Genomic DNA, 19,365 nt, shown 5'->3' with positions numbered 1-19,365 from the left:
TTTAAAAACTGGCTTACGATAAGGTCAAAGTTATAATTCTTCTCTGCCACTAAATATCACTCCCACAATTTTGACGGATATTCTCCGCTGTCTACTTTATCCTTTATTGACTTAACAACATATGGCTTGTCGTCCTTATATGTTACGCCGAACCATGTAGCGTCTGTCTTGAGAACCTCAACAGTTGCCTTGCCCTCGTCAATCAGCTCTCTGATAACTGTAGGAAGGAGATATTCGGACTTGAGAGGATTCTTCTCAAGGTTCTCATCCAAAAATTCCGTGAAACGCTTTGCTGTTTCATCGATGAATTTTGGTGTGAGGCACCAGCAGTTCATGGAAACGATTGAATTTTCGTCCAAGTCTACCCAGTTTTCTTCATCCTCTGTATACTGAACCTGGCCGTCTCTGCGCATAATCTTTGTTCTTTCAACAATGCTTGTGAGATAGTTGTTCTCGTCCATTGTGCAAACGCCTCTTGCAACATGGCCATACTCTGTAAGAGTGTTCTTAAGAATATAACCTGCCATGCAGTACTGCATTGGATCTGCGTTAAGGTCAGCCTTGTCAATCCACTCGGAAACCTTAACAAAAGCATCTCTGCCATAGAAGTCGTCAGCATTGATAACAAGGAAAGGCTCTTTAACCTTTCCGAGGCAGCTCATGATAGCATGTGCTGTACCCCAAGGCTTTACACGCTCTTCAGGAACCTTATATCCCTCAGGAATATTTGTAAGCTCCTGGAAAACATACTCAGTCTCGATCTGGGAAGCAATTCTGTCACCTATTACTTCACGGAATATATCGTAGTTCTCTCTCTTGATAATAAAATAAACCTTACTGAATCCTGCAAGTTTAGCATCATAAATAGAATAATCAATGATGATTTCGCCGTTAGGACCAACTGAATCAATCTGCTTCAAGCCGCCGTATCTGCTTCCCATGCCGGCTGCCATAATAACTAATGCCTTTTTCAACGAGAATTCCTCCTTAAAAATTAGATTTATTTTCAGTCTATTTATGGTGCAGCCGCAAAAAGCAGCTGCACCTTTGTTCCGTCTTTATATACCTGTCTTAAAATCAGTTGATTTCGTACCAGATAATCTCGTTAGCGTCCATATCCAAATCAAAGCTTGAACCGTCGCCTCTGTAAACAGTTGTGCTCTGTGGCTCGTATGTGTTGTTAACAACGCAGTACTTGTTGTTTGCAACATATGCGTGTACGTCAACGTTGTAGTTTGTGCTGTACCACTTGTTGAGGTCAGCCTCGCTGTGTGATGACCACATAACTGCACGGTGGAGAAGTCTTGCATTCTCGAATGTGTATGGGAGACCGCTGATGTAAACAGCACGTCCGTTACCGAACTCGTTAACTGCAAGCTGAACTTCTTTCTCTCTCTGGCAGATAATTGTTGTGCCTGGAAGAGCATAGATATTCTTTTTGCCTTCACCGAAGTCGATTTCGCCCTTAACATCCTCTGTGATGAAGTGCTCGTGCTCGTCCCAGTTGTACTTGTCCACGTTAAGTGTAAATCCAACCTCTTCCTCTACGCCGAGAACGCCGGAAAGCTGGAAGTACTTGCCCTGGTACTGATATGCAGAAGGCTCACCAACACCGATGAAGCCGCCGCCGTTGTATACGAACTTCTTGATAGCTGTAACGATTTCCTCGTCTGCCCAGAATGCGCCGCCGCTGTGTGCTGTGTAAGCGTCACCGTCGTTGATGATAACGTCGATGTCCTTGAGCATGTCAGGATTTTCCTTAATATCGTCAAAGCTGATGAACTTAACATCATATGGAGCGCCGCTGAGTGCCTCAATAACGCCGAAATATGAGTAGTTCTGCTTCTGATAAAGACCATGGTGAACCATGTGGTTACCCCATGCTCTCATCTTACCCCAGCAGTTGAGAACTGCTACTGTCTTTACGCAGTATGGAGTTGTGCCCTTTGCGTTTTCATAAAGCTCTCTGAACTCGTTGCAAACGCTCTGAACATATTCTATAAACTCAGGGAACTCAACTGCAAGCTTCAGATATCCGCCGTATCCGATACGGTCGATTGGCTTTCTGAGGATTGCACGTCTTGCTGTTACCCAGTTGTATTTTGCTTCCTTAACAGGGTCGCCGCCCTCGTGGAATGTATCCGGGAAGAAGTATGGAAGAAATCTGCCTTCTGTGTACTTAACGCCAGGAATATCGCTGATAAGACGGAGAGTTGCACCGTTACCAACACTACCAACAACTGCGTCAAGGCCGATTGTCTTGAACTCGTCCATGAATGGCTCTGTGCCGATCCAGTGGTCGCCCAAGAACATCATAGCTTCTTTGCCGTACTCGTGTGTGATGTCTACCATTTCCTTAGCAAGCTTTGCAACTTCTCTGCGCTGGAATGCCTGGAAATCTCTGAATTCCTTAGTTGGAATTCTGTATGGGTTGTTCATGTAGCCCTGATCAATGATGTATTCAGGTCTGAACTTGTAGCCAACTTCTTTTTCAAACTGCTCGAGGATATATGGGCTTACGCTTGCAGAATATCCGTACCAGTCAACATACTTTTCACGGGCAAGCTCGTCAAAAATAAGTGTGAACTGATGGAAGAATGTTGTATATCTGATAACATCAACATATGGATGCTCTTCGATAAACTTGCGCAAACGCTTCATTGTAAACTCGTGAGTCTTTGGCTGACGAACGTCGAAAGTAATCTGGTGCTCAACGCCCTTCCAGTCATTAACAACTGCGTTGTACATGTGTACCGGATCCCACATGATGTATGCCAAGAAGCTTACTGTGTAATCATGGAAAGGAACTGCCTTGTCGATTACTACGCAGCCTGTAGCTTCATCATACTTCCACTGGTCAACAGGAACAACTTCACCTGTTGTACGGTCGATAACTTCCCACCAGCGTGTGATATCATCACGTGTATTAACGGAAAGCATGTCAGGATAGAGATTTTTCATAAGCTCTATTGACAGAGAACCGTCGATAGCTGTTTTCGGAGCAGTCATAATGTACATCTGCTGTATTTCATCCGGGTTTGCTTTTGCCCATTCGTTGTCTTTTCTTGTTGTGTAATAAGTTGAATAAACTTTTGCATCTACTGACTTCAATTCCTCTGGATAGTCTGTGCCGTCACAGTCACGGATAGCATCAGCTCCCCATTTTTTCAGAAGTTCCAGTGTTTCGGGAACAACGTCAATGTCAGTAGGAATGGTAACACGACCAAATTCTCTAGTTGGCTCTTTCATAAGTTTAATTTCCTTTCAAACAAATATATGTTTACAGAAAAAATCTGCAATCAACCCTTTAGGTACAACTGTATGCCCGTCGCTGCTACGCAGTGGCGGACATACATCATCGCAAATATGCACAGTTATACCGGCATATTTTGCCCAATATTATTTTTTATTTTTTTTAACAGGTTTAACATCGTATTTTGTCCATCTTTTGTTGTACACAAAGAGAAGACCAAGCAGAATAAACAAACCTACAAACTGCATTATAAGGTGTCCGATATCTGCTACGTTACGTCCTACGAAAATTAAAACCATACCAACAATAAATGCTACAATACCGATTATTGTGCTTATAATTTTCTTAGATTCCATAATCAATGTTATATCTGCTCAAAGAGAGATATAACCAAAACCTCCTTTGCAGTTTATTATTAACCCTTAACACCGCCGGCGGTCATACCCTGTGTAAGTTTCTTCTGAACAAACATGTAGAGGATGAGAACCGGAAGCATTACCAATACAAGTCCAGCGTACATACGTCCGTATTCTGCCTTTGACTGTGAAGCCTGTGAAAGGTTCATAATACCAACCGGCAATGTTACGTTGTCTCCGGAGAGCAATGTAATTGATACGATGTACTCGTTCCAGAAAGCAAGGAAGTTAAACAGAATAACTGTGATAACACTTGGCTTTGCCATTGGAATCATAATGCTGAACATTGTCTTAAAGTAACCTGCACCGTCAACATATGCTGCTTCTTCGAAAGCTGTAGGGATAGTAACAAAATAGCTTTCGAGAAGATAAATTGTAAACGGCAAAGCTGTTGATGCAAGTACTACTGCAAGTATGAACTTGTTGTTCATAAAGAATGTCATGCCGATTGCTCTGTCGAAGCTCAAAAGAAGGAGCATAATCGGAACAACGATGTAAGATACGTTAACAAACAATCCGCCCATGAGAGCTGTGTTAAGTATTTTCTTACCCGGGAACTTAAATCTTGCAAGAACATAAGATGCCGGGATTGCAAGAACGAGAAGCAATGCAAGAGCAACTGCTGTAACAATTACAGAGTTAAGGAAGTAATCTCCCATTTTAGCTGTTGTCCAAGCTTCTACAAAGTTGTCAAATCTAAATTCACTTGGAAGTGACCAAGGGCTTGTCATTGCTGTTTCGCCACGGAAATCACTGTTAGGTCTGAACGCTGCCAGGAAAACCCAGAGCACAGGAACAATGATAATAAGTGCGAAAATGATAAGAGCGAGATAAATTATAACTTTTACTATACGCTCTTTGAGAATGGTATTTTTCATAATTTAATCCGCTCCTTTCTTAGAATTCAAGAATCTCACGCTTTGTTACCGCATTAACAATACCTGCAAGGAGGAATGAGAACAAGAACGTGATAACGCCTATTGCCATTGCACGACCATAGTCTTGTGTCTTTTCATACATGTAGTAGAGAAGAACATATGTACTTTCAGGAGCTCTTGAGCCATACATAGCACGAACAAACAGATAGCTCAAGTTGATTGTAGAAATGATGAAGAATGTAAGTGTTGTACGGATATTTGTCCATACAAGTGGAATTGTAATCTGGAAGAATACTCTTACGCGGCTTGCACCTTCAAGGTTTGCACTTTCATAAATACTCTCTGGAATGGCTGCCATACTTGACATGTACATAACCATGTAGTAACCGATTGCCTGCCAAATCATAGCAATTGCAAGGCTGAAGATAACAACCTCATTGCCTGATTTCCACTGAACTGTAAAGCCAAAGAGGCTTGTGATACTGTTGAGTATACCGATGTCTGAATCGTATACTACGTTAAAGAAGATTGATGAAATAACAACTACAGAAAGTATATTTGGGATGTAGAATATAATTCTGAAGAAATTTTGACCTTTAATTTTTTCTCTGCTGAGAATACCTGCGTATACAAGTGCAAATGCAAATGTAATGATAGTAACAAGTACTATAAGAAGAATTGTGTTCTGGAATGTGCCTATAAACTTCGGAGCAATTGTTGAATTTGTAAACAAATCTATGTAGTTCTGGAAGCCTACAAAACTTTTGCTTGTAATGTTATATTTACTGAATCCGCCGAAGAAGGAGTAATAAAAAACTTCCAATGTAGGTACAACCATGAATAATGTAAACAACACTGTTGTCGGGATAATGCACAGTCCGACAAACAGACCTCTACCGCCACTTTTTTTCATGCTGCATTTCTCCTATCGGTTATTTAATGAAAATGCGGCGGGCAGACAAACTGCCCACCGCTTGATAGATCCACATTAAAGTCGCATGGTAAGTTTATTTATACCACTTAAATCTATTTAGATTGGGGATAAATCGCTTTGAGCGACTTTTGTTCTCATTCTAATTAAGATTAAGCTGCTGCATCAGTAGCCTCTTCGCTAGCAGAAATTACTGCTGCGCCGAGAGCTGTGTTAGCATCCTTAATACCTGCGAGCCACTCGTCAACTGTGATGTCGCCTGCAACGAGCTGGTTAACTGGTGTGAAGTATGCATCTGCAGGTGTTACACCAGCGTCTGTTGTAGCTACGAAGCCACCCATAACTGCTGTTGCACCGTTATCATAGATGCTGTAGAATGTCTTGTTGTCGCCTTCGAGCTTGTCAGCGATACCTGCTACTGGCTGAACTGCGCCGTACTTAGCAAAGATATCGATAGCTGCATCTGAATACATGAATGCGATGAAAGCATCTGCGCCAGCTGTGTTCTTAGCACCCTGCGGGCTCCAGATCTGCTCGAGGAATGTGAAGGATGTTGGGTTCTTGTCAGCAGAAACTGCTGGAACAGCTGTCATGCCCCATACGAAACCTTCTGGAGTAGAGTCAGCCATCTCACCTGGGAGCCATGTGCCGTTAGGGCAGAAGAGTGCTTTGCCGTCGATAACGAGCTGCTGGTTCTTAGAGAAGTCGATGTCGTTAGCGTTCTCTGTTGTTGTTGGCTCTGTGTATGTAGCAAGCTTTGCGATAACGTCGAGTACCTGTCTTGCTTCCTCTGTATCCCAAACGCCCTCTTTGAAGGAAGTTACGTCGTTGTAGAGGTCGATGCCCTTATCTGTTGATGCGAGAAGTGCAAACATGAAAGCATCGAAGTAACCTGTTGTTGGGTATGTGAAGAGGGAGATTCCTTCTTCCTTAGCCTTGTCGCCGAGTTCCCACATCTCGTCCCATGTTGTTGGAACTGTCCAGCCCTTTTCCTCGAAGAGGTTTGCGCTGTAGAAGATGCCGCATGGGCTGTAGAACATTGGCATGAGGTATGTTTTACCATCGCCGTATGGATTTGTAGCGTTTGTCTCTGTAAATCCTTCGATGATCTTGTCGCCTACTGTTTTGTCCTCACCTGGGTTTGTGAGGGAAAGAACGCCTGTGAGGTCACGGAGCTGCATGTTGTTGATCATATTCTCTGTAATCTTAGCGTCACGGTTTGTTGCAAGGTGAACAACGTCAGGATAGTTACCTGCCTGGATTTCGTTTGCAAGAGTTGTCTCAAGAGTCTTGCTAACCTCGAGCTCAACTGTTGTGCCAGGATATGCTGCTTCGAAAGCATCTTTGATTTCGTTCCACATATCTGCGCCGTATGCTGTTTCGATAGCCTTTACAACGATTGTACCGCTTACTTCTGCGTTGCCGCCTTCACTTGTAGCAGTTGGATCTGTTGTTCCTTCTGTAGTATCTGTGTTGCCGCCGCAGCCAGCTGCGAGAGAAGCAACCATGAGAACTGACAGAATCATTGCCAATACCTTTTTCATGACTGATTTCATCCTTTCTGAAAATGAATAAAAATTTTGCCCAACCGGGCAGTCTGCAATGACAAAAGACAGGCACGTATGCCGCCTATCCTTTACATTCCATAGTATACCTCATACAGAAATAATTTCAATAAGTTTCTTGCAGTTTACTATTTTTTTATTGCTTTTTTCGTTAATTTTTATAATAATTTTTGATTTAAACGCCTTTTTTTATACCCACAAGTCCAAAAGTTTGTTTTTTATGCAAAATCAAGAAATTTTATTGTATACATGGCACAATCCAGTTGTTAATTTGTTCACATAAAGTTCTGTTTTTTTACACATATTTCCTACTTGCAAAGAGATATATAATATGTTAAAATTATCGTGATGATGAGTAGGCATGTTTCTTTTTTGTCTTAATTTAAGTTATATTTAAGAGGAGGTTATCTTATTGAGCAACGAACTTTACACAATTGACCACACTACTACTGAACATTTGGACGCAAGATTACTTTATGTAGGAAAATCCAAATACGGCAACGACTGGCACAGCACACTTCATTCACATTATTTTGCCGAGTTTTTCTATGTGACAAGCGGCAAAGGTGTTGTTAAAGTTGAGGACACAGAATTTACAGTTGAGGAAAGCGATCTCGTTATTATAAATCCAGGTGTTTCACATACAGAAAAAACTCTTTCCGGTGAAGATTTTGAATATGTTTTTGTAGGTGTTGACGGAATTGCTTTCTGCTTCGACAATCCTAACTCAAACGACGACTATACTCATATCCATTATAAAAAGGACAGAGAGGTTGTTGAAACATATCTCAAGCTTTTGCAGTCCGAAATGGATAAAGATACACCATATAAGACAACTGTATGCCAGGATTTACTCGAACTTCTTATTATCAACATAATCAGAAAGGCAAACTACAGCCTTACTCTTGATAATTCCAAGAGCGTTAACCGTGCATGCCGCACAGCAAAAAGATATATTGACGAAAACTTCCGTGAGTCCATCACTTTGGACGAGCTTGCAGAAGTTGCTAAGGTTAACAAATATTATCTTTCACACGCATTCTCAGAAGACTATAAGATTTCGCCTATAAACTACCTCATCAGCAAAAGAATTGACGAATGTAAGAACCTTTTGGTTTCCAGCAACTACTCAATCGCACAGATTGCCGGTTTCACAGGCTTCTCTTCACCTTCTTATTTCTCTCAGTGCTTCAAGAAGAACACAGGACTTCAGCCTGAACAGTACAGAAAGAGATTCCGTGCTAAGGGAGATATCCAGACAAACCCAGGCAATTTCATGAAAAAAGAAATAATCAAGTAATATTACTTTTTATAAAAGCGGCACATGATTTCTCATGTGCCTTTTTTATATAATCAAGGAAAAATATAGGGGAAAGGGTGAAAAAATGAAACAGACAATATGCACAATTCCTGTAACCGACGTATTTATTGAAAAGGATGGCTGTCCTTTCTGCCGTCTTGAGAAAAAGCTGGAGGAAAGCTACGCCCGCTACATAACCGGCGACGCCAAAATGGAGCCTACTGTGAGAATTGAAACAAATAAAACAGGCTTTTGCAAGCATCATTTGCAGCTTATGTTTGAAATAGGGGGAAGGCTTTCAAACGCACTTATTTTGGAAAGTCACTTGCAGTACATTATTGACAACTGTTTTAAAGAAGAGGAAAACGTGAAAAAAATCAAAGGGGAAGCCGCCCAGTGTGAAAAGCTTTTCCATTCCTGTTTTATCTGCCAAAATGTTTCCGAGGATTTACAAAGAGCTATGGAAACCACCGCAAAGCTTTTTGTAAAAGATGAGAGCTTTAAAAAGCTTTATTCCGCCCAGCCTTTTTTCTGTCTTGAGCACTATTCAGCCATGATAAAAACTGCCGGAGATATTCTTGGCAAAAAAGATTTTCTGGAATTTGCTGAGGTGACAAAAAGAATAACTCTGAACCATTTAAAAGAGCTTAAAGGAGACGTCACCCATTTTTGCAGTATGTTTGATTACCGAAACGCCGGAGGAGATTTTAAAAATTCCAAAGACTCCATAGAACGAAGCGCAGTCTTTTTAAACGGCCCCATGGATTTCCAAACAAAATAAACAAACCGTTACCGGCAGATTAACTGCCGGTAACGGTTTATTTTATAGGATAACGTGTATGGTAATTTTCTGTTAATCAAATATCCTTTTCCACCGGCTCAAGGCTTCTCTTTAAAATTCCGTTTACCTGAGCCAAAAGCACTCCGTAATTCACCATAGGAATACCTGCATCGTTTGCGCAGGCTATTCTATATTTCATTTCTCTTTCGTTGAGCATACATCCGCCGCAGTGGATAATAAGGCTGTATTTGCTTAAATCAAGTGGAAATTCTCCCCCTGAGGTAAACTCAAAATTGAGATTTTTTCCAGTGTATTTTCTCACCGCATTGGGGATTTTAACACTTCCGATATCGTTGCACTGTCTATGATGTGTGCATCCCTCGGAAATAAGAACGGTATCCCCGTCCTTAAGATTATCCATAGCCTTTACGCCATTTACGAGGGTTGAAAGCTCTCCCTTATGGCGTGCAAAAAGAATTGAAAATGATGTGAGTGGAACGTTCTCCGGAACGATTTTTGCAACCTCTTTAAAAGCCTGACTGTCTGTTACAACAATCTTTGGAGGCTCTTTAAAGCTTTCAAGGGCTTTTGCCAAGGTTGTAACCTGAGTAACCGCCGCCATAGCGTTGTTATCAAGCAAGTCCCTTATAGTCTGCTGCTGCGGCAGAATAAGTCTGCCTTTAGGCGCAGACTCGTCTATAGGCACAACCAGCACCGCTGTTTCTCCCGGACAGACTAAATCTGAAATTATAGGTGACTTCTCCTTTTCTGTATTCAGTGAAGCTATTTTTTCTTTCAGTTCAAAAATACCGTCTTTTTTCTCTGCGCTCACTGAAACCACATTTTCAATATTATATTTATCCTTTAAAAGCTTTTCAAATTCCTTTATTTTATCCTCTTTGGCTATATCTGTTTTATTGAGCACTGCCACAAAGGGGATATTTTTTGCCTTTACAAGCTCTAAAAGCTTTTCTTCTTCCTTTGAAAAGCCGCTGTTTACATCTAAAATCAGCAATGCGATATCTGTTTTATTGAGCACCTGAAAAGCCTTTTGAACTCTCAGCTCGCCCAGTTCTCCCACGTCGTCAAGTCCCGGGGTATCTATAAGCACAACAGGGCCTAAAGGTAGAATTTCCATAGCCTTATAGACCGGGTCGGTTGTTGTTCCCAAAACTTCGGAAACAATGGCTAGGTTCTGTCCAGTAACCGCATTTATAACGCTTGATTTTCCCGCATTTCTTCTGCCGAATATACCTATATGAACTCTATCGGCATTAGGTGTATTATTCAATCCCATTTTTAAATTCACCTCTATTTTTTAGCTCCGCCTTGGAAAGGTTCATCTATTTGAAAACCTCCGCCATGCGGCGGTTTAAACTTTGCTTTTTTCTTGTCCGACGGCTTCACTTCCTGCTAAAAATCAGCTTCCGTTTTCCGTCGGGCGATTTTTTTCTATCCGACCTGCAAAGGTTTATTTAATAAATCAACGCCTGCACAGGTCGGGCGATTTTTTTCTATCCGGCGGCTTAACCCACACATAAAAATAAACTTCTGTTTTCCGCCGGGCGAGACCTTTTCCGCAGTCTTCGGAATGGTTCGCTCTCATTTAACTTTGTTTTTAATTTTCTTTTATAGAATTATTCGTCGTAGAGGCGAATTAACATATCCGCCCCTACGGTTAGGGTTTTCTTTTTAGAATTATCAAATGTTTGGTCGAGCATAAATAAAATGCCAATCCAAATGAGAGCGAGCCACTCCCAGTCACCCAACATAACGTTTCGCCCGTCTTGTAATGACGTTTATTTCTAAAACAAAGTTCTGCAAGGCAGAAATAAAAAACGTTTCGCCCGACCTGAAACGGAAGTTAATTTTTATATCCGACCTTTGCAGGTCGGATATAAATTAAAGGCGGAAATCTCTTTGACCTTGTTCGATTTCGATAAGGTGCTGTTTTACTATGTCTTTTACTTTTTCCTTTGGAATGTTATTTATCTCTTTGGCAATAAGAGCTTCGCCGTTTTTCTTTGTCTCCTCAGAAGCATAGTCCTCAAGGTATTCTTTCAAGGTCATCAAAGCGTTTGGCTGACAGCAGTTTGCAATCTGACCGCTCTTAACAAGGCTCATAAATCTGTCGCCGGTTCTGCCCTCTCTGTAGCAGGCTGTGCAGAAGCTCGGAATATGACCCAGCTTCATAAGCCAGTTTACAACCTGGTCGAGAGTTCTTCTGTCGGAAACGTCGAACTGAGCGGAGTTTTCCTCCTCAGGCTCTTCCTCGGCGTAACCGCCAACGCTGGTTCTTGAACCGCCGCTTATCTGAGAAATACCAAGCTCCAATACTCTCTCTCTGCATTTCGGGCTTTCTCTTGTGGAGATAATCATTCCTGTGTATGGAACGGAAATTCTGATACATGCAACAATCTTTGCAAATGTATCATCGTCGATACCGTTGTCAAAAGCTTCAGGGTCAATGTCGTCAGCCTTACATACACGTGGAACGCTGATTGTGTGAGGGCCTACGCCTTTTGCAGCTTCCAAGTGTTCAGCGTGCATCAAAAGTCCTACAAAGTCGTATCTGTAAAGGTTAAGTCCGAAAAGAACGCCGAGACCTACGTCGTCGATACCGCCGTCCATAGCTCTGTCCATAGCCTCTGTGTGGTATGCATAGTTGTGCTTAGGGCCTGTTGGGTGGAGCATTTCGTAATTTTCCTTGTGGTATGTTTCCTGGAAAAGAATATATGTGCCAATGCCGGCTTCTTTAAGCTTTCTGTAGTTTTCAACAGTTGTTGCGGCAATGTTTACGTTAACACGTCTGATTGCGCCGTTTTTGTGCTTGATGCTGTAAATAGTCTTGATACAGTCAAGAATGTATTCAATAGGATTGTTTACAGGGTCTTCGCCTGCTTCAAGGGCAAGTCTTTTGTGACCCATATCCTGCAAAGCCACAACCTCTTTTACGATTTCCTCCTGGGTAAGCTTCTTTCTTGCAATGTGCTTGTTTTTGTAGTGGTAAGGGCAGTAAAGACAGCCGTTTACACAGTAGTTGGAAAGATAAAGGGGAGCGAACATAACAATTCTGTTGCCGTAAAATTCCTGCTTTATCTCCTTTGCCAATGCAAAAATAAGCTCGTTTTTCTCTGGTATATCGCACTCAAGCAAAACTGCGGCTTCTCTGTGGGAAAGGCCTTTTCTAAGTGCAGCCTTTGCCAAAATCTCATCTATAAGCTGGGCGTTGTGCTTGTTTTCCTCTGCATATTTAAGTGTATCAAGTATTTCCTCGTGGCTGATAAATTCTTCAGCCTTTGGTGATTTTACGTCGTACATAACTTTATCTCCTTTATCTTTATTTTAAACAATCTCCCCTTGATACAGGGATTTCATATCCTATTTTCTCAAGGGATTTTCTCAAAATTTCCAAGCCCTCAGAGGCTTCCGCTCCGCTTGACAGCTTGTTGTCGTACAGCATATATTTTTTTCTCACCTCAACCGGTGAAAGGTTAGGCATAATAACATTTGCACCGTGGAGAATTCCTCTTTCTCTGCCGCCCTCTTCTCTTGTTCCCAGGGCTGTAGTGGCAGGAAGCAAAACCTTAGGCAGCATAATTCTCACAAGGCTTAAAATAAACAGGGTGAGTTCTGCGCTTCCCTTTGGAAAATCTCTGAAAGGTGTCTGACTGTGGGGAAGGAAAGGCCCTATGCCAACCATGTGGGGCTGAAATCCCTTTAAAAATATCAGGTCGTTTGCAAGATTTTCCATAGTCTGCCAAGGCGAACCCACCATAAATCCTGCGCCTGTCTGATATCCCAGCTCTTTCAAATAATAAAGACATTCCATTCTGTTTTCAAAGGATGAGCTTTTGGGATGAAGCTTTTCGTAATGCTCCTTTGTGGCTGTTTCGTGCCTTAAAAGATATCTGTCTGCGCCTGCCTCTTTCAGCAGCTTATAGGAGCTGTAGCTTCTCTCTCCCAGGGAAAGGGTCACTGCGCAGTCGGGATATTTATTTTTAATTGCGGCAACGGTTCGGCACACAAAATCGTCGTTAAAAACCGGGTCCTCGCCGCCCTGCATTACAAAGGTGCGAAAGCCTGCATTGTAGCCGCTTTCACAGCAGTTCATAATATCCTCAAAATCCAGTCTGTATCTTTGAGCTTCCTTATTGCCGCAGCGTATTCCGCAGTAAAAACAGTTTTTGGTACAGTAGTTTGAAACCTCTATAAGTCCTCTGATAAACACATTGTTGCCGTAATTTTCCAAGGCTTTTTCTCTGCCCAAATCTCTGGCAAAACCGAATATTTCCGGCTCTCTGTAATTTTCAAGGAGAAGCACCAGGTCGGATACTTCCGGCATTTCACCCTTATCTAGTGAAATTATGGTATTTTTTAAATTTTCAATCAGTCTGATGTCTTTCATTTTTCCTCCGACAGTGTTGGTATATCAAGTTTAGACATAACAGACTTTGCGGTTACGTTTTTAATCATTCCCAGCTTGCCTGTCAATGCACTTATTATCTCCACCGGAGCGTCAATAATTATGCTTATCACCATAACGCCGTATTTTTTGTAGGGCAGTCCCATTCTTCCCACAATATATGAGGAATAGTCGTGGAGTATATCGTTTACCCTGTCCGCCGCTGTGATATCCTGAATTATTATTCCTATCTGAGCCAATCTGTCTATTTTAATCACCGCTTTTCCTATCCGCAAAACAATTATAAAATAAAAAGTCCCGTACACCAAAAGGGTATACGGGAGCCAAAACGCATATATACAGGTACACTATTCCTGTGCAAATCCTCGGCTTTTAACTCGGGCTAACCCTTATTGTCAGCAGATTTAATATTTTTCAGGCACAAGCTCTCCGAAACACCATCGAGATTCTGCGTTTATTAAATTATACTACCTTGGATTGCTGTTGTCAACAGGATAGTTGAATAAAACAATAATAATTATCATTTTTACCAAAGGTTGCCTGTAAATTTTGGTTTAAAAAACAAGAGCTTGCCGCCCTCGGAAAGTCTTTTGGAAAAAAGCAGTTCTCTTTTTCTCAGTCTTCCGAACTCGCTTAAAATTTCCGTGGTTTTTTCCGGCAGTTTTGACTGTTCAATAAACATATAATAGCTTTCACCGAAAAGATAAGCTGACACACGGTATAATGTTTCCTTTTTCTCGGAAAGCTTTTCCAATGAGCATAAAAAGTCCTCGGCGTTTTTAAAGCGACAGCACCAGCCGGAAGAGTTCTTTTTTATGCGGTATACGGTTCTTTTTTTCTTTTTGTGATTCATGGTCAAAAGGATAAGACAGCCGTTGCTGTGGGGCATAGCCTCCACCAGCATAGATTTGTCCTTTTCCTGTTTTATGCCTGTTTTTCCGCAGGCTATAGTTAAAAGCTTGTTGAGTATTCTTCTTGAATGCGGGTCGTTAAAACTCATGGTGTCAAACCGCAGAGAATATTCCGTTAAATCCTCGTTGCATAGAGAAATCAGCACCTTTGAGCTGTCTATCTGTTCAACCGTCATAGACACCCTCCTTTACAAACTATGGCTCAATACATGATATGCAAATTACGTTAAGGGGGATATATTTTTTATTGAAGGTTATAACACAACATCGGTTTACCACTCTATTATTCTTTTATAGAACTATCATTGTATGGATTCACTTTTAAAATTAAAAAGCCCACCCTATTTAAGAGTGAGCCATTCTAACATATTAAAGAAAACGTCTCGTCCGACGTGTGCAGCAGCTGATTTCATAGAAAAACCTTTGCACGTCGGAACTAAAAAACTCGCCGCCGAGTGCTGAACCTTACCGTTAATTAAAACTTAGGCATAGCGGAAATAAAAAAGCTCACCCTTGATAGAGTGAGCCATTCTAACATATTAAAGAAAACGTCTCACCCGACGTGTGCAGAAGTTGATTTCATAGAAAAACCTTTGCACGTCGGAACCAAAAATCATTGGATAGAGCAGTCCAGATAACGGTCAAGCTCTTCCTCATCTCTCTTTTTCTTTTCTCTGACAATCAGAAATGCTGTAATTGCGGCTGTAACAGCGGCAACTGCAGAGATAACTCCGATAATCAATCCCAATTTTCCGTTCTTGCTCATTTGAAACCCTCCGTTTTCTAAATTTTAAATAAAAAAGAACACAAAATTCTCTGTTATAATAATAAAACTTTTTTTATAAAAAGTCAATAAAAAAACAAAAAAAGCAGGGCGTGTGGCTCTGCTTTTAGCGTTAATTTCGTATTTGCTATTATGCGGAAGCATTGAGTCTCTTAGCGAGAGCAGACTTGCTTCTTGCAGCTGTGTTCTTGTGCATGATACCCTTTGCTGCAGCCTGATCAATCTTCTTAACAGCAAGACTAACTGCCTCAGCCTTGTTGTCAGCGTTTGTATCAATAGCAATGTACGCCTTCTTAACTGCTGTTTTCAAAGCAGATTTGATAGCCTTATTCTGAGCTGTCTTAGTTGCGATAACCTTTACACGCTTCTTTGCTGATTTAATGTTTGGCATTGTCCCACCTCCTTAAATATCGTCATGTGCTGTTATCATATCATTTTTTCAAGAAAAAAGCAAGTAGTTTACGGAATTTTTCACAATTTTTTTTGACGAAAAAAATAAGTAAAAAACATAAGATTTTACAGCATATAGATAGTTAAAGGAAAGCTTTCTGTTTAAGTATTGACCAAAGACGGCAAAAAATACCCAATAAGACAAAATTAAAAAAATCTTAAAACAGCCATAAAGCAGATAAGACTGCCGGAAACAGTTACCAAAAGCTTTTTTGAAAAACGGGAACGGTCTTTTATTTTCTTTCCGAAGAAATTGCCAAGCTGCATTAAGAAAAACTGGCAGACACCGCTGCATAGGGGAAGAAAGAAAAATCCGCTTCCGCTTACGGCAAAGCATATGCCCGCCCCAAAAGAATCCACGGACAGGGCGACGCCAACATATAGAGCCTCCGCCCAGGTGATTTTTCTGTTGTTGTCAAAATCGCCGGATATGTTTTTCTTTAAAAAGCCCTGACAGATGACAAAAATCCCAAGAGCAAAAAGCATTATGCATCCCACAACTTTGGCAAAATTTTCATCCACAAAGCAAAGTATCAGCCTGCCCAAGGAAAGAGCCAAGAACATATTTAGAACAGAAACAAGGCTTACGATTATTCTTGAGAGAAAAGGGACTTTTATTCCTCTTAAACCGTAGTTTAACCCCATTGAAAATGAGTCGGCGGAAAGTCCCAGACATAAGATAAAACCCGAAAGGAAATCCATTGTTCAACACCTGAAAGTTTTTTCCTTTTATCCTATGTCCTTTTATACTTTGTTGTTACTTTTGTTTTTAAAAAATAGAAAACCTGCGGCTTTCTGTATTACCGCAGGTTTTCTTTTCAGTAAAAAATTCAATAATTATTTATTTGTCAATCGTTTTTATCTCCCGGTTCACGGATTTTTGTTATGCCGTAGGCGGTTACAAGAACACCAAGATAAAAACCTATGTTGGCTATAACATAAAGAGCCGTGTTTGGATAGCTTGCCACGCAGAAAATGCACACAAGGCAAATCAAAAAACCTATACAAGTAATTCTCATAATAACGCCTCCTTATTTAACTAAACCTCTTAAATAAATTATAACAAAATAATAAAAAAATACAATATGTTATCCAAATTTTCCAGAAGTTTGCAAGTACAAATTATATAGCTTAAATTGTAAAATATATACAAAATCAAAATTTTACTAAGAATTGTCCTCTTCCGGCAATATAAAAATTCCCCGAAGTTCTGCCTCGGGGAATTATCTTTAGCATTTTAATCATTATAAGGATTTTACGTGGACTCCGGTTCAGTATTTTCCTTATGTCCTGAAACCTCATATTCATAGATTTCCGCATCGTCTATTTCGGTGTTCTGTTCCGGCTGTTCATCGGATTTTTTGCGTTTTTTTGCAGTTTCCTTTTTCTTTGACGGCTTCTTTGAAAGGTCAACCACCTCTGCGTTTATGGTGCTTTCCTCGGAAATCTCAAGGGCGTCTATTTTCTGGGTCATGTAGTGCTTGTTCTTTATGGACTGAACAGGCAGTTCAAACCAGAATGTGCTTCCGGCGCCCAGCTTGCTCTTAACTCCGAACCTTGCATTGTGAAGCTCCAAAATGTTCTTAACTATGGAAAGTCCCAAGCCTGTGCCGATAACGGCAGATTTATGAGCCTTGTCAACCTTGTAATATCTGTCCCAGATGTATTCAAGCTTGTCAGGGTCAATGCCCACACCGTGGTCTGTAACCTCAACACGGACAAAGTTTTTGTCGGCAATCTGAGTTACAATAACGGTCTTGTCGTCGCCCACATAGTTTATGGCGTTGTTTATAAGGTTATAGATAACCTGCTTTATCTTTACATCGTCGGCGTTGATTATAACGTCCTCTTTGTAGTTGAAAACAATATTGTAGTGGTTCTGCTCGATAAGCTTTGTGTAACGGTTGAAAATCTCCTCGATACATTTTGTAAGGGAGAAGTCAGTGCGCACAAGCTGCATAGCGCCGGACTGGAGCTTTGAAATATCCAGCAGGTCGGTTACCAGCTCGTTAAGGCGTGTGGCTTCGTCTATAATAATCTGAATATTTTCAGGTGTGTTTTCTCCCGGTAAATCCCTTATAACCTCGCCGTAGCCTGTAATCATTGTAAGAGGGGTTCTCAGGTCGTGGGAAATGTTGGCGATAAGGTCCTGCCTGAGCTTTTCAACCTTGGTAAGCTCTCGGGCGGCAAAGTTTAAGGTGTCGTTCAGCTCACGGATTTCCAAATATCCGTCGCTTTCAAACTTAACATCATAATTCTGTTTTGCAAGTTCCTTTGCGGCTTTGTTTGTTTTAATAATAGGTCTTGTAATAAGGTTTGAAACTATTATTGAAAGCATAACGCTTAGAACAACAAGTATTGCGGAGATTATTATAAGCTGATTTCTCAGTGTGTCCACAACGCTGTTAAAAGGCGTAATGATAGAGCGGATTGTTATCATGTAACGGCCGTTTCCCGAATCCATAAACACTTCGGAATATGTAACAGATTCAGCCGCATACTTTTCAAGGCTTCCGCTGTCCTCATTTAATGCTTTATGCTGGTATTCAAGATACGTTCCGCCGTTTTGTATTGCCATATTTCGATATCTTATAACATCCGAACCGCTTATTTTCTCGAGGTTTTCAGGAACATCCGAGGAGCATATACTCATGGCAAAGTTGGTGTTCAAATCATAAAGAGCAACCATCATGTCGTTCTGCTCGTAGATATATTCCACCATAGCGCTTACCTTGTCCACGTTAACGCCCTCGTCGTCCTCAGTTCCCTGCATCATGGTAATTATATTCTTTGCGCAGGATTCAACCTGTGAGATTTTTACAGACCTGTAAAAGCCTTTAAAAAACACAGTTTGAAAAAGCCAAAGAAGAATAAGCATTATAAATGAAAACAGAAGAAAGTACATTACAACCCTGTAGCGCAGGGGCATGTTTGAAAATTTATGTTTAATTTGTTTCAAATCTATATCCCACCCCTCGAAGTGTTACAATACAGCTTGCGTAAGGGCCAAGGCTCTTTCTAAGGAGTTTAATGTGTGTGTCAAGGGTTCTGTCGTCACCGAAGAAATCATATCCCCATACTTCACTGATAAGCTTTTCTCTGGTAAGGGCAAGTCCCTTGTTCTTAACCATATAGAAAAACAGCTCGTACTCTTTTGGAGTCATTTCGGCACGTTTTCCGTCAACGGTTACAATTCTGCCGCTGAAATCAACGTGCAGTGTCTTGTATTCAAAAACATCTCTCTTTTCGCCGTTTTCACCGCCGCCTGTGCGCTTCAAAACTGCGTTTACACGGAGCATAAGCTCTCTGGGTGAGAAAGGCTTTACAACATAGTCGTCAATGCCAAGCTCGAAGCCGTGGATTTTATCGTATTCCTCGCCCCTTGCAGAAAGCATAATAATCGGGGTTGATTTTTTCTTTCTTATTTCACGGCAGGCGGAAAAACCGTCCAGCTCAGGCATCATAACGTCCATAATAATCAGGTCAAAATCCTGTTGATTGCATATAGAAATAGCCTGTATTCCGTCTACAGCCTCTTCAACTGTGTGGCCCTCAAAAACTGCATATTTCTTTATAAGTTCTCTTATTCTGAATTCATCATCTACTACCAATATTTTACTCATAAATATCCCTCCTGTGATAAGCTTATCTTAATTTACCAATGTGAAAA

The 19,365-nt window shown here is 41.0% G+C and carries 19 protein-coding genes; 2 read left to right on the top strand and 17 right to left on the bottom strand.

The genetic code is table 11. The features are described from left to right. Window positions 1–56 precede the first annotated feature (56 nt). The 6 genes from B5F08_RS05405 to B5F08_RS05380 form a co-directional block, all read right to left on the bottom strand. Entirely contained in the window at window positions 57–953 is an 897-nt protein-coding gene (locus B5F08_RS05405) for a nucleotidyltransferase family protein (RefSeq protein WP_087377258.1), read from the bottom strand. 124 nt (window positions 954–1,077) lie between these two features. Beyond that, window positions 1,078–3,249, bottom strand: a complete 2,172-nt coding sequence (gnpA, locus tag B5F08_RS05400; RefSeq protein WP_087377143.1) for a 1,3-beta-galactosyl-N-acetylhexosamine phosphorylase — start codon at window positions 3,247–3,249, stop codon at window positions 1,078–1,080. 150 nt (window positions 3,250–3,399) lie between these two features. After that, window positions 3,400–3,609 (bottom strand): DUF6903 family protein, encoded by a 210-nt coding sequence (locus B5F08_RS05395; RefSeq protein ID WP_442856059.1) that lies wholly within the window; start codon window positions 3,607–3,609, stop codon window positions 3,400–3,402. A gap of 59 nt (window positions 3,610–3,668) precedes the next feature. Further along, entirely contained in the window at window positions 3,669–4,547 is an 879-nt protein-coding gene (locus tag B5F08_RS05390) for a carbohydrate ABC transporter permease (protein ID WP_087377139.1), read from the bottom strand. A gap of 19 nt (window positions 4,548–4,566) precedes the next feature. Next, on the bottom strand, window positions 4,567–5,460 hold the full coding sequence (locus tag B5F08_RS05385) for a carbohydrate ABC transporter permease (protein WP_087377137.1): 894 nt from the start codon (window positions 5,458–5,460) through the stop codon (window positions 4,567–4,569). A 170-nt stretch (window positions 5,461–5,630) separates the two neighbouring features. Then, window positions 5,631–7,022, bottom strand: a complete 1,392-nt coding sequence (locus B5F08_RS05380; RefSeq protein ID WP_087377135.1) for a carbohydrate ABC transporter substrate-binding protein — start codon at window positions 7,020–7,022, stop codon at window positions 5,631–5,633. A 433-nt stretch (window positions 7,023–7,455) separates the two neighbouring features. On the opposite strand from B5F08_RS05380, the gene B5F08_RS05375 reads away from it, so the two are divergent. After that, entirely contained in the window at window positions 7,456–8,343 is an 888-nt protein-coding gene (locus B5F08_RS05375; RefSeq protein ID WP_087377133.1) for a helix-turn-helix domain-containing protein, read from the top strand. 85 nt (window positions 8,344–8,428) lie between these two features. Beyond that, window positions 8,429–9,124: a DUF6062 family protein gene (locus tag B5F08_RS05370; protein ID WP_143256360.1), complete on the top strand. Its 696-nt coding sequence runs from the start codon at window positions 8,429–8,431 to the stop codon at window positions 9,122–9,124. A gap of 76 nt (window positions 9,125–9,200) precedes the next feature. On the opposite strand, the gene hydF is transcribed toward B5F08_RS05370, so the two are convergent. The 11 genes from hydF to B5F08_RS05325 all read right to left on the bottom strand — a co-directional run bounded on the left by hydF (window position 9,201) and on the right by B5F08_RS05325 (window position 19,318). Continuing rightward, window positions 9,201–10,421 (bottom strand): [FeFe] hydrogenase H-cluster maturation GTPase HydF, encoded by a 1,221-nt coding sequence (gene hydF, locus B5F08_RS05365; protein ID WP_087377129.1) that lies wholly within the window; start codon window positions 10,419–10,421, stop codon window positions 9,201–9,203. A gap of 605 nt (window positions 10,422–11,026) precedes the next feature. After that, window positions 11,027–12,445, bottom strand: coding sequence for a [FeFe] hydrogenase H-cluster radical SAM maturase HydG (gene hydG, locus B5F08_RS05360; RefSeq protein WP_087377127.1), 1,419 nt, complete (start codon window positions 12,443–12,445; stop codon window positions 11,027–11,029). Between the two features lie 19 nt (window positions 12,446–12,464). Further along, entirely contained in the window at window positions 12,465–13,532 is a 1,068-nt protein-coding gene (gene hydE, locus B5F08_RS05355) for a [FeFe] hydrogenase H-cluster radical SAM maturase HydE (protein ID WP_087377125.1), read from the bottom strand. Continuing rightward, window positions 13,529–13,807 carry a TM1266 family iron-only hydrogenase system putative regulator gene (locus B5F08_RS05350; RefSeq protein WP_442856058.1) on the bottom strand — a complete coding sequence of 93 codons (279 nt, stop codon included), beginning with the start codon at window positions 13,805–13,807 and terminating at the stop codon, window positions 13,529–13,531. The genes hydE and B5F08_RS05350 overlap by 4 nt, the downstream gene beginning before the upstream one ends. Window positions 13,808–14,076: 269 nt before the next feature. Beyond that, window positions 14,077–14,637 carry an adaptor protein MecA gene (locus tag B5F08_RS05345; RefSeq protein WP_087377123.1) on the bottom strand — a complete coding sequence of 187 codons (561 nt, stop codon included), beginning with the start codon at window positions 14,635–14,637 and terminating at the stop codon, window positions 14,077–14,079. Between the two features lie 437 nt (window positions 14,638–15,074). Next, a complete protein-coding gene (locus B5F08_RS13370; RefSeq protein WP_204245157.1) occupies window positions 15,075–15,227 on the bottom strand; it encodes a hypothetical protein in 153 nt (50 codons plus the stop codon). 148 nt (window positions 15,228–15,375) lie between these two features. Then, window positions 15,376–15,636, bottom strand: a complete 261-nt coding sequence (rpsT, locus tag B5F08_RS05340) for a 30S ribosomal protein S20 (RefSeq protein ID WP_087377121.1) — start codon at window positions 15,634–15,636, stop codon at window positions 15,376–15,378. Window positions 15,637–15,842: 206 nt separating this feature from the next. Then, window positions 15,843–16,397: a manganese efflux pump gene (locus B5F08_RS05335; protein ID WP_087377119.1), complete on the bottom strand. Its 555-nt coding sequence runs from the start codon at window positions 16,395–16,397 to the stop codon at window positions 15,843–15,845. 146 nt (window positions 16,398–16,543) lie between these two features. Next, the gene (locus B5F08_RS13240) at window positions 16,544–16,714 is read right to left on the bottom strand and encodes a hypothetical protein (RefSeq protein ID WP_158096226.1); all 171 of its coding nucleotides are present in this window, start codon (window positions 16,712–16,714) and stop codon (window positions 16,544–16,546) included. Window positions 16,715–16,950: 236 nt separating this feature from the next. Continuing rightward, window positions 16,951–18,654 carry a sensor histidine kinase gene (locus tag B5F08_RS05330; RefSeq protein WP_242968298.1) on the bottom strand — a complete coding sequence of 568 codons (1,704 nt, stop codon included), beginning with the start codon at window positions 18,652–18,654 and terminating at the stop codon, window positions 16,951–16,953. After that, on the bottom strand, window positions 18,641–19,318 hold the full coding sequence (locus B5F08_RS05325; RefSeq protein ID WP_087377117.1) for a response regulator transcription factor: 678 nt from the start codon (window positions 19,316–19,318) through the stop codon (window positions 18,641–18,643). The genes B5F08_RS05330 and B5F08_RS05325 overlap by 14 nt, the downstream gene beginning before the upstream one ends. Window positions 19,319–19,365 lie beyond the last annotated feature (47 nt).

Source organism: Anaeromassilibacillus sp. An172, from assembly GCF_002160515.1.
Taxonomy (GTDB): domain Bacteria; phylum Bacillota; class Clostridia; order Oscillospirales; family Acutalibacteraceae; genus Limousia; species Limousia pullorum.
This window is presented reverse-complemented; position numbering and strand designations above follow the sequence as displayed.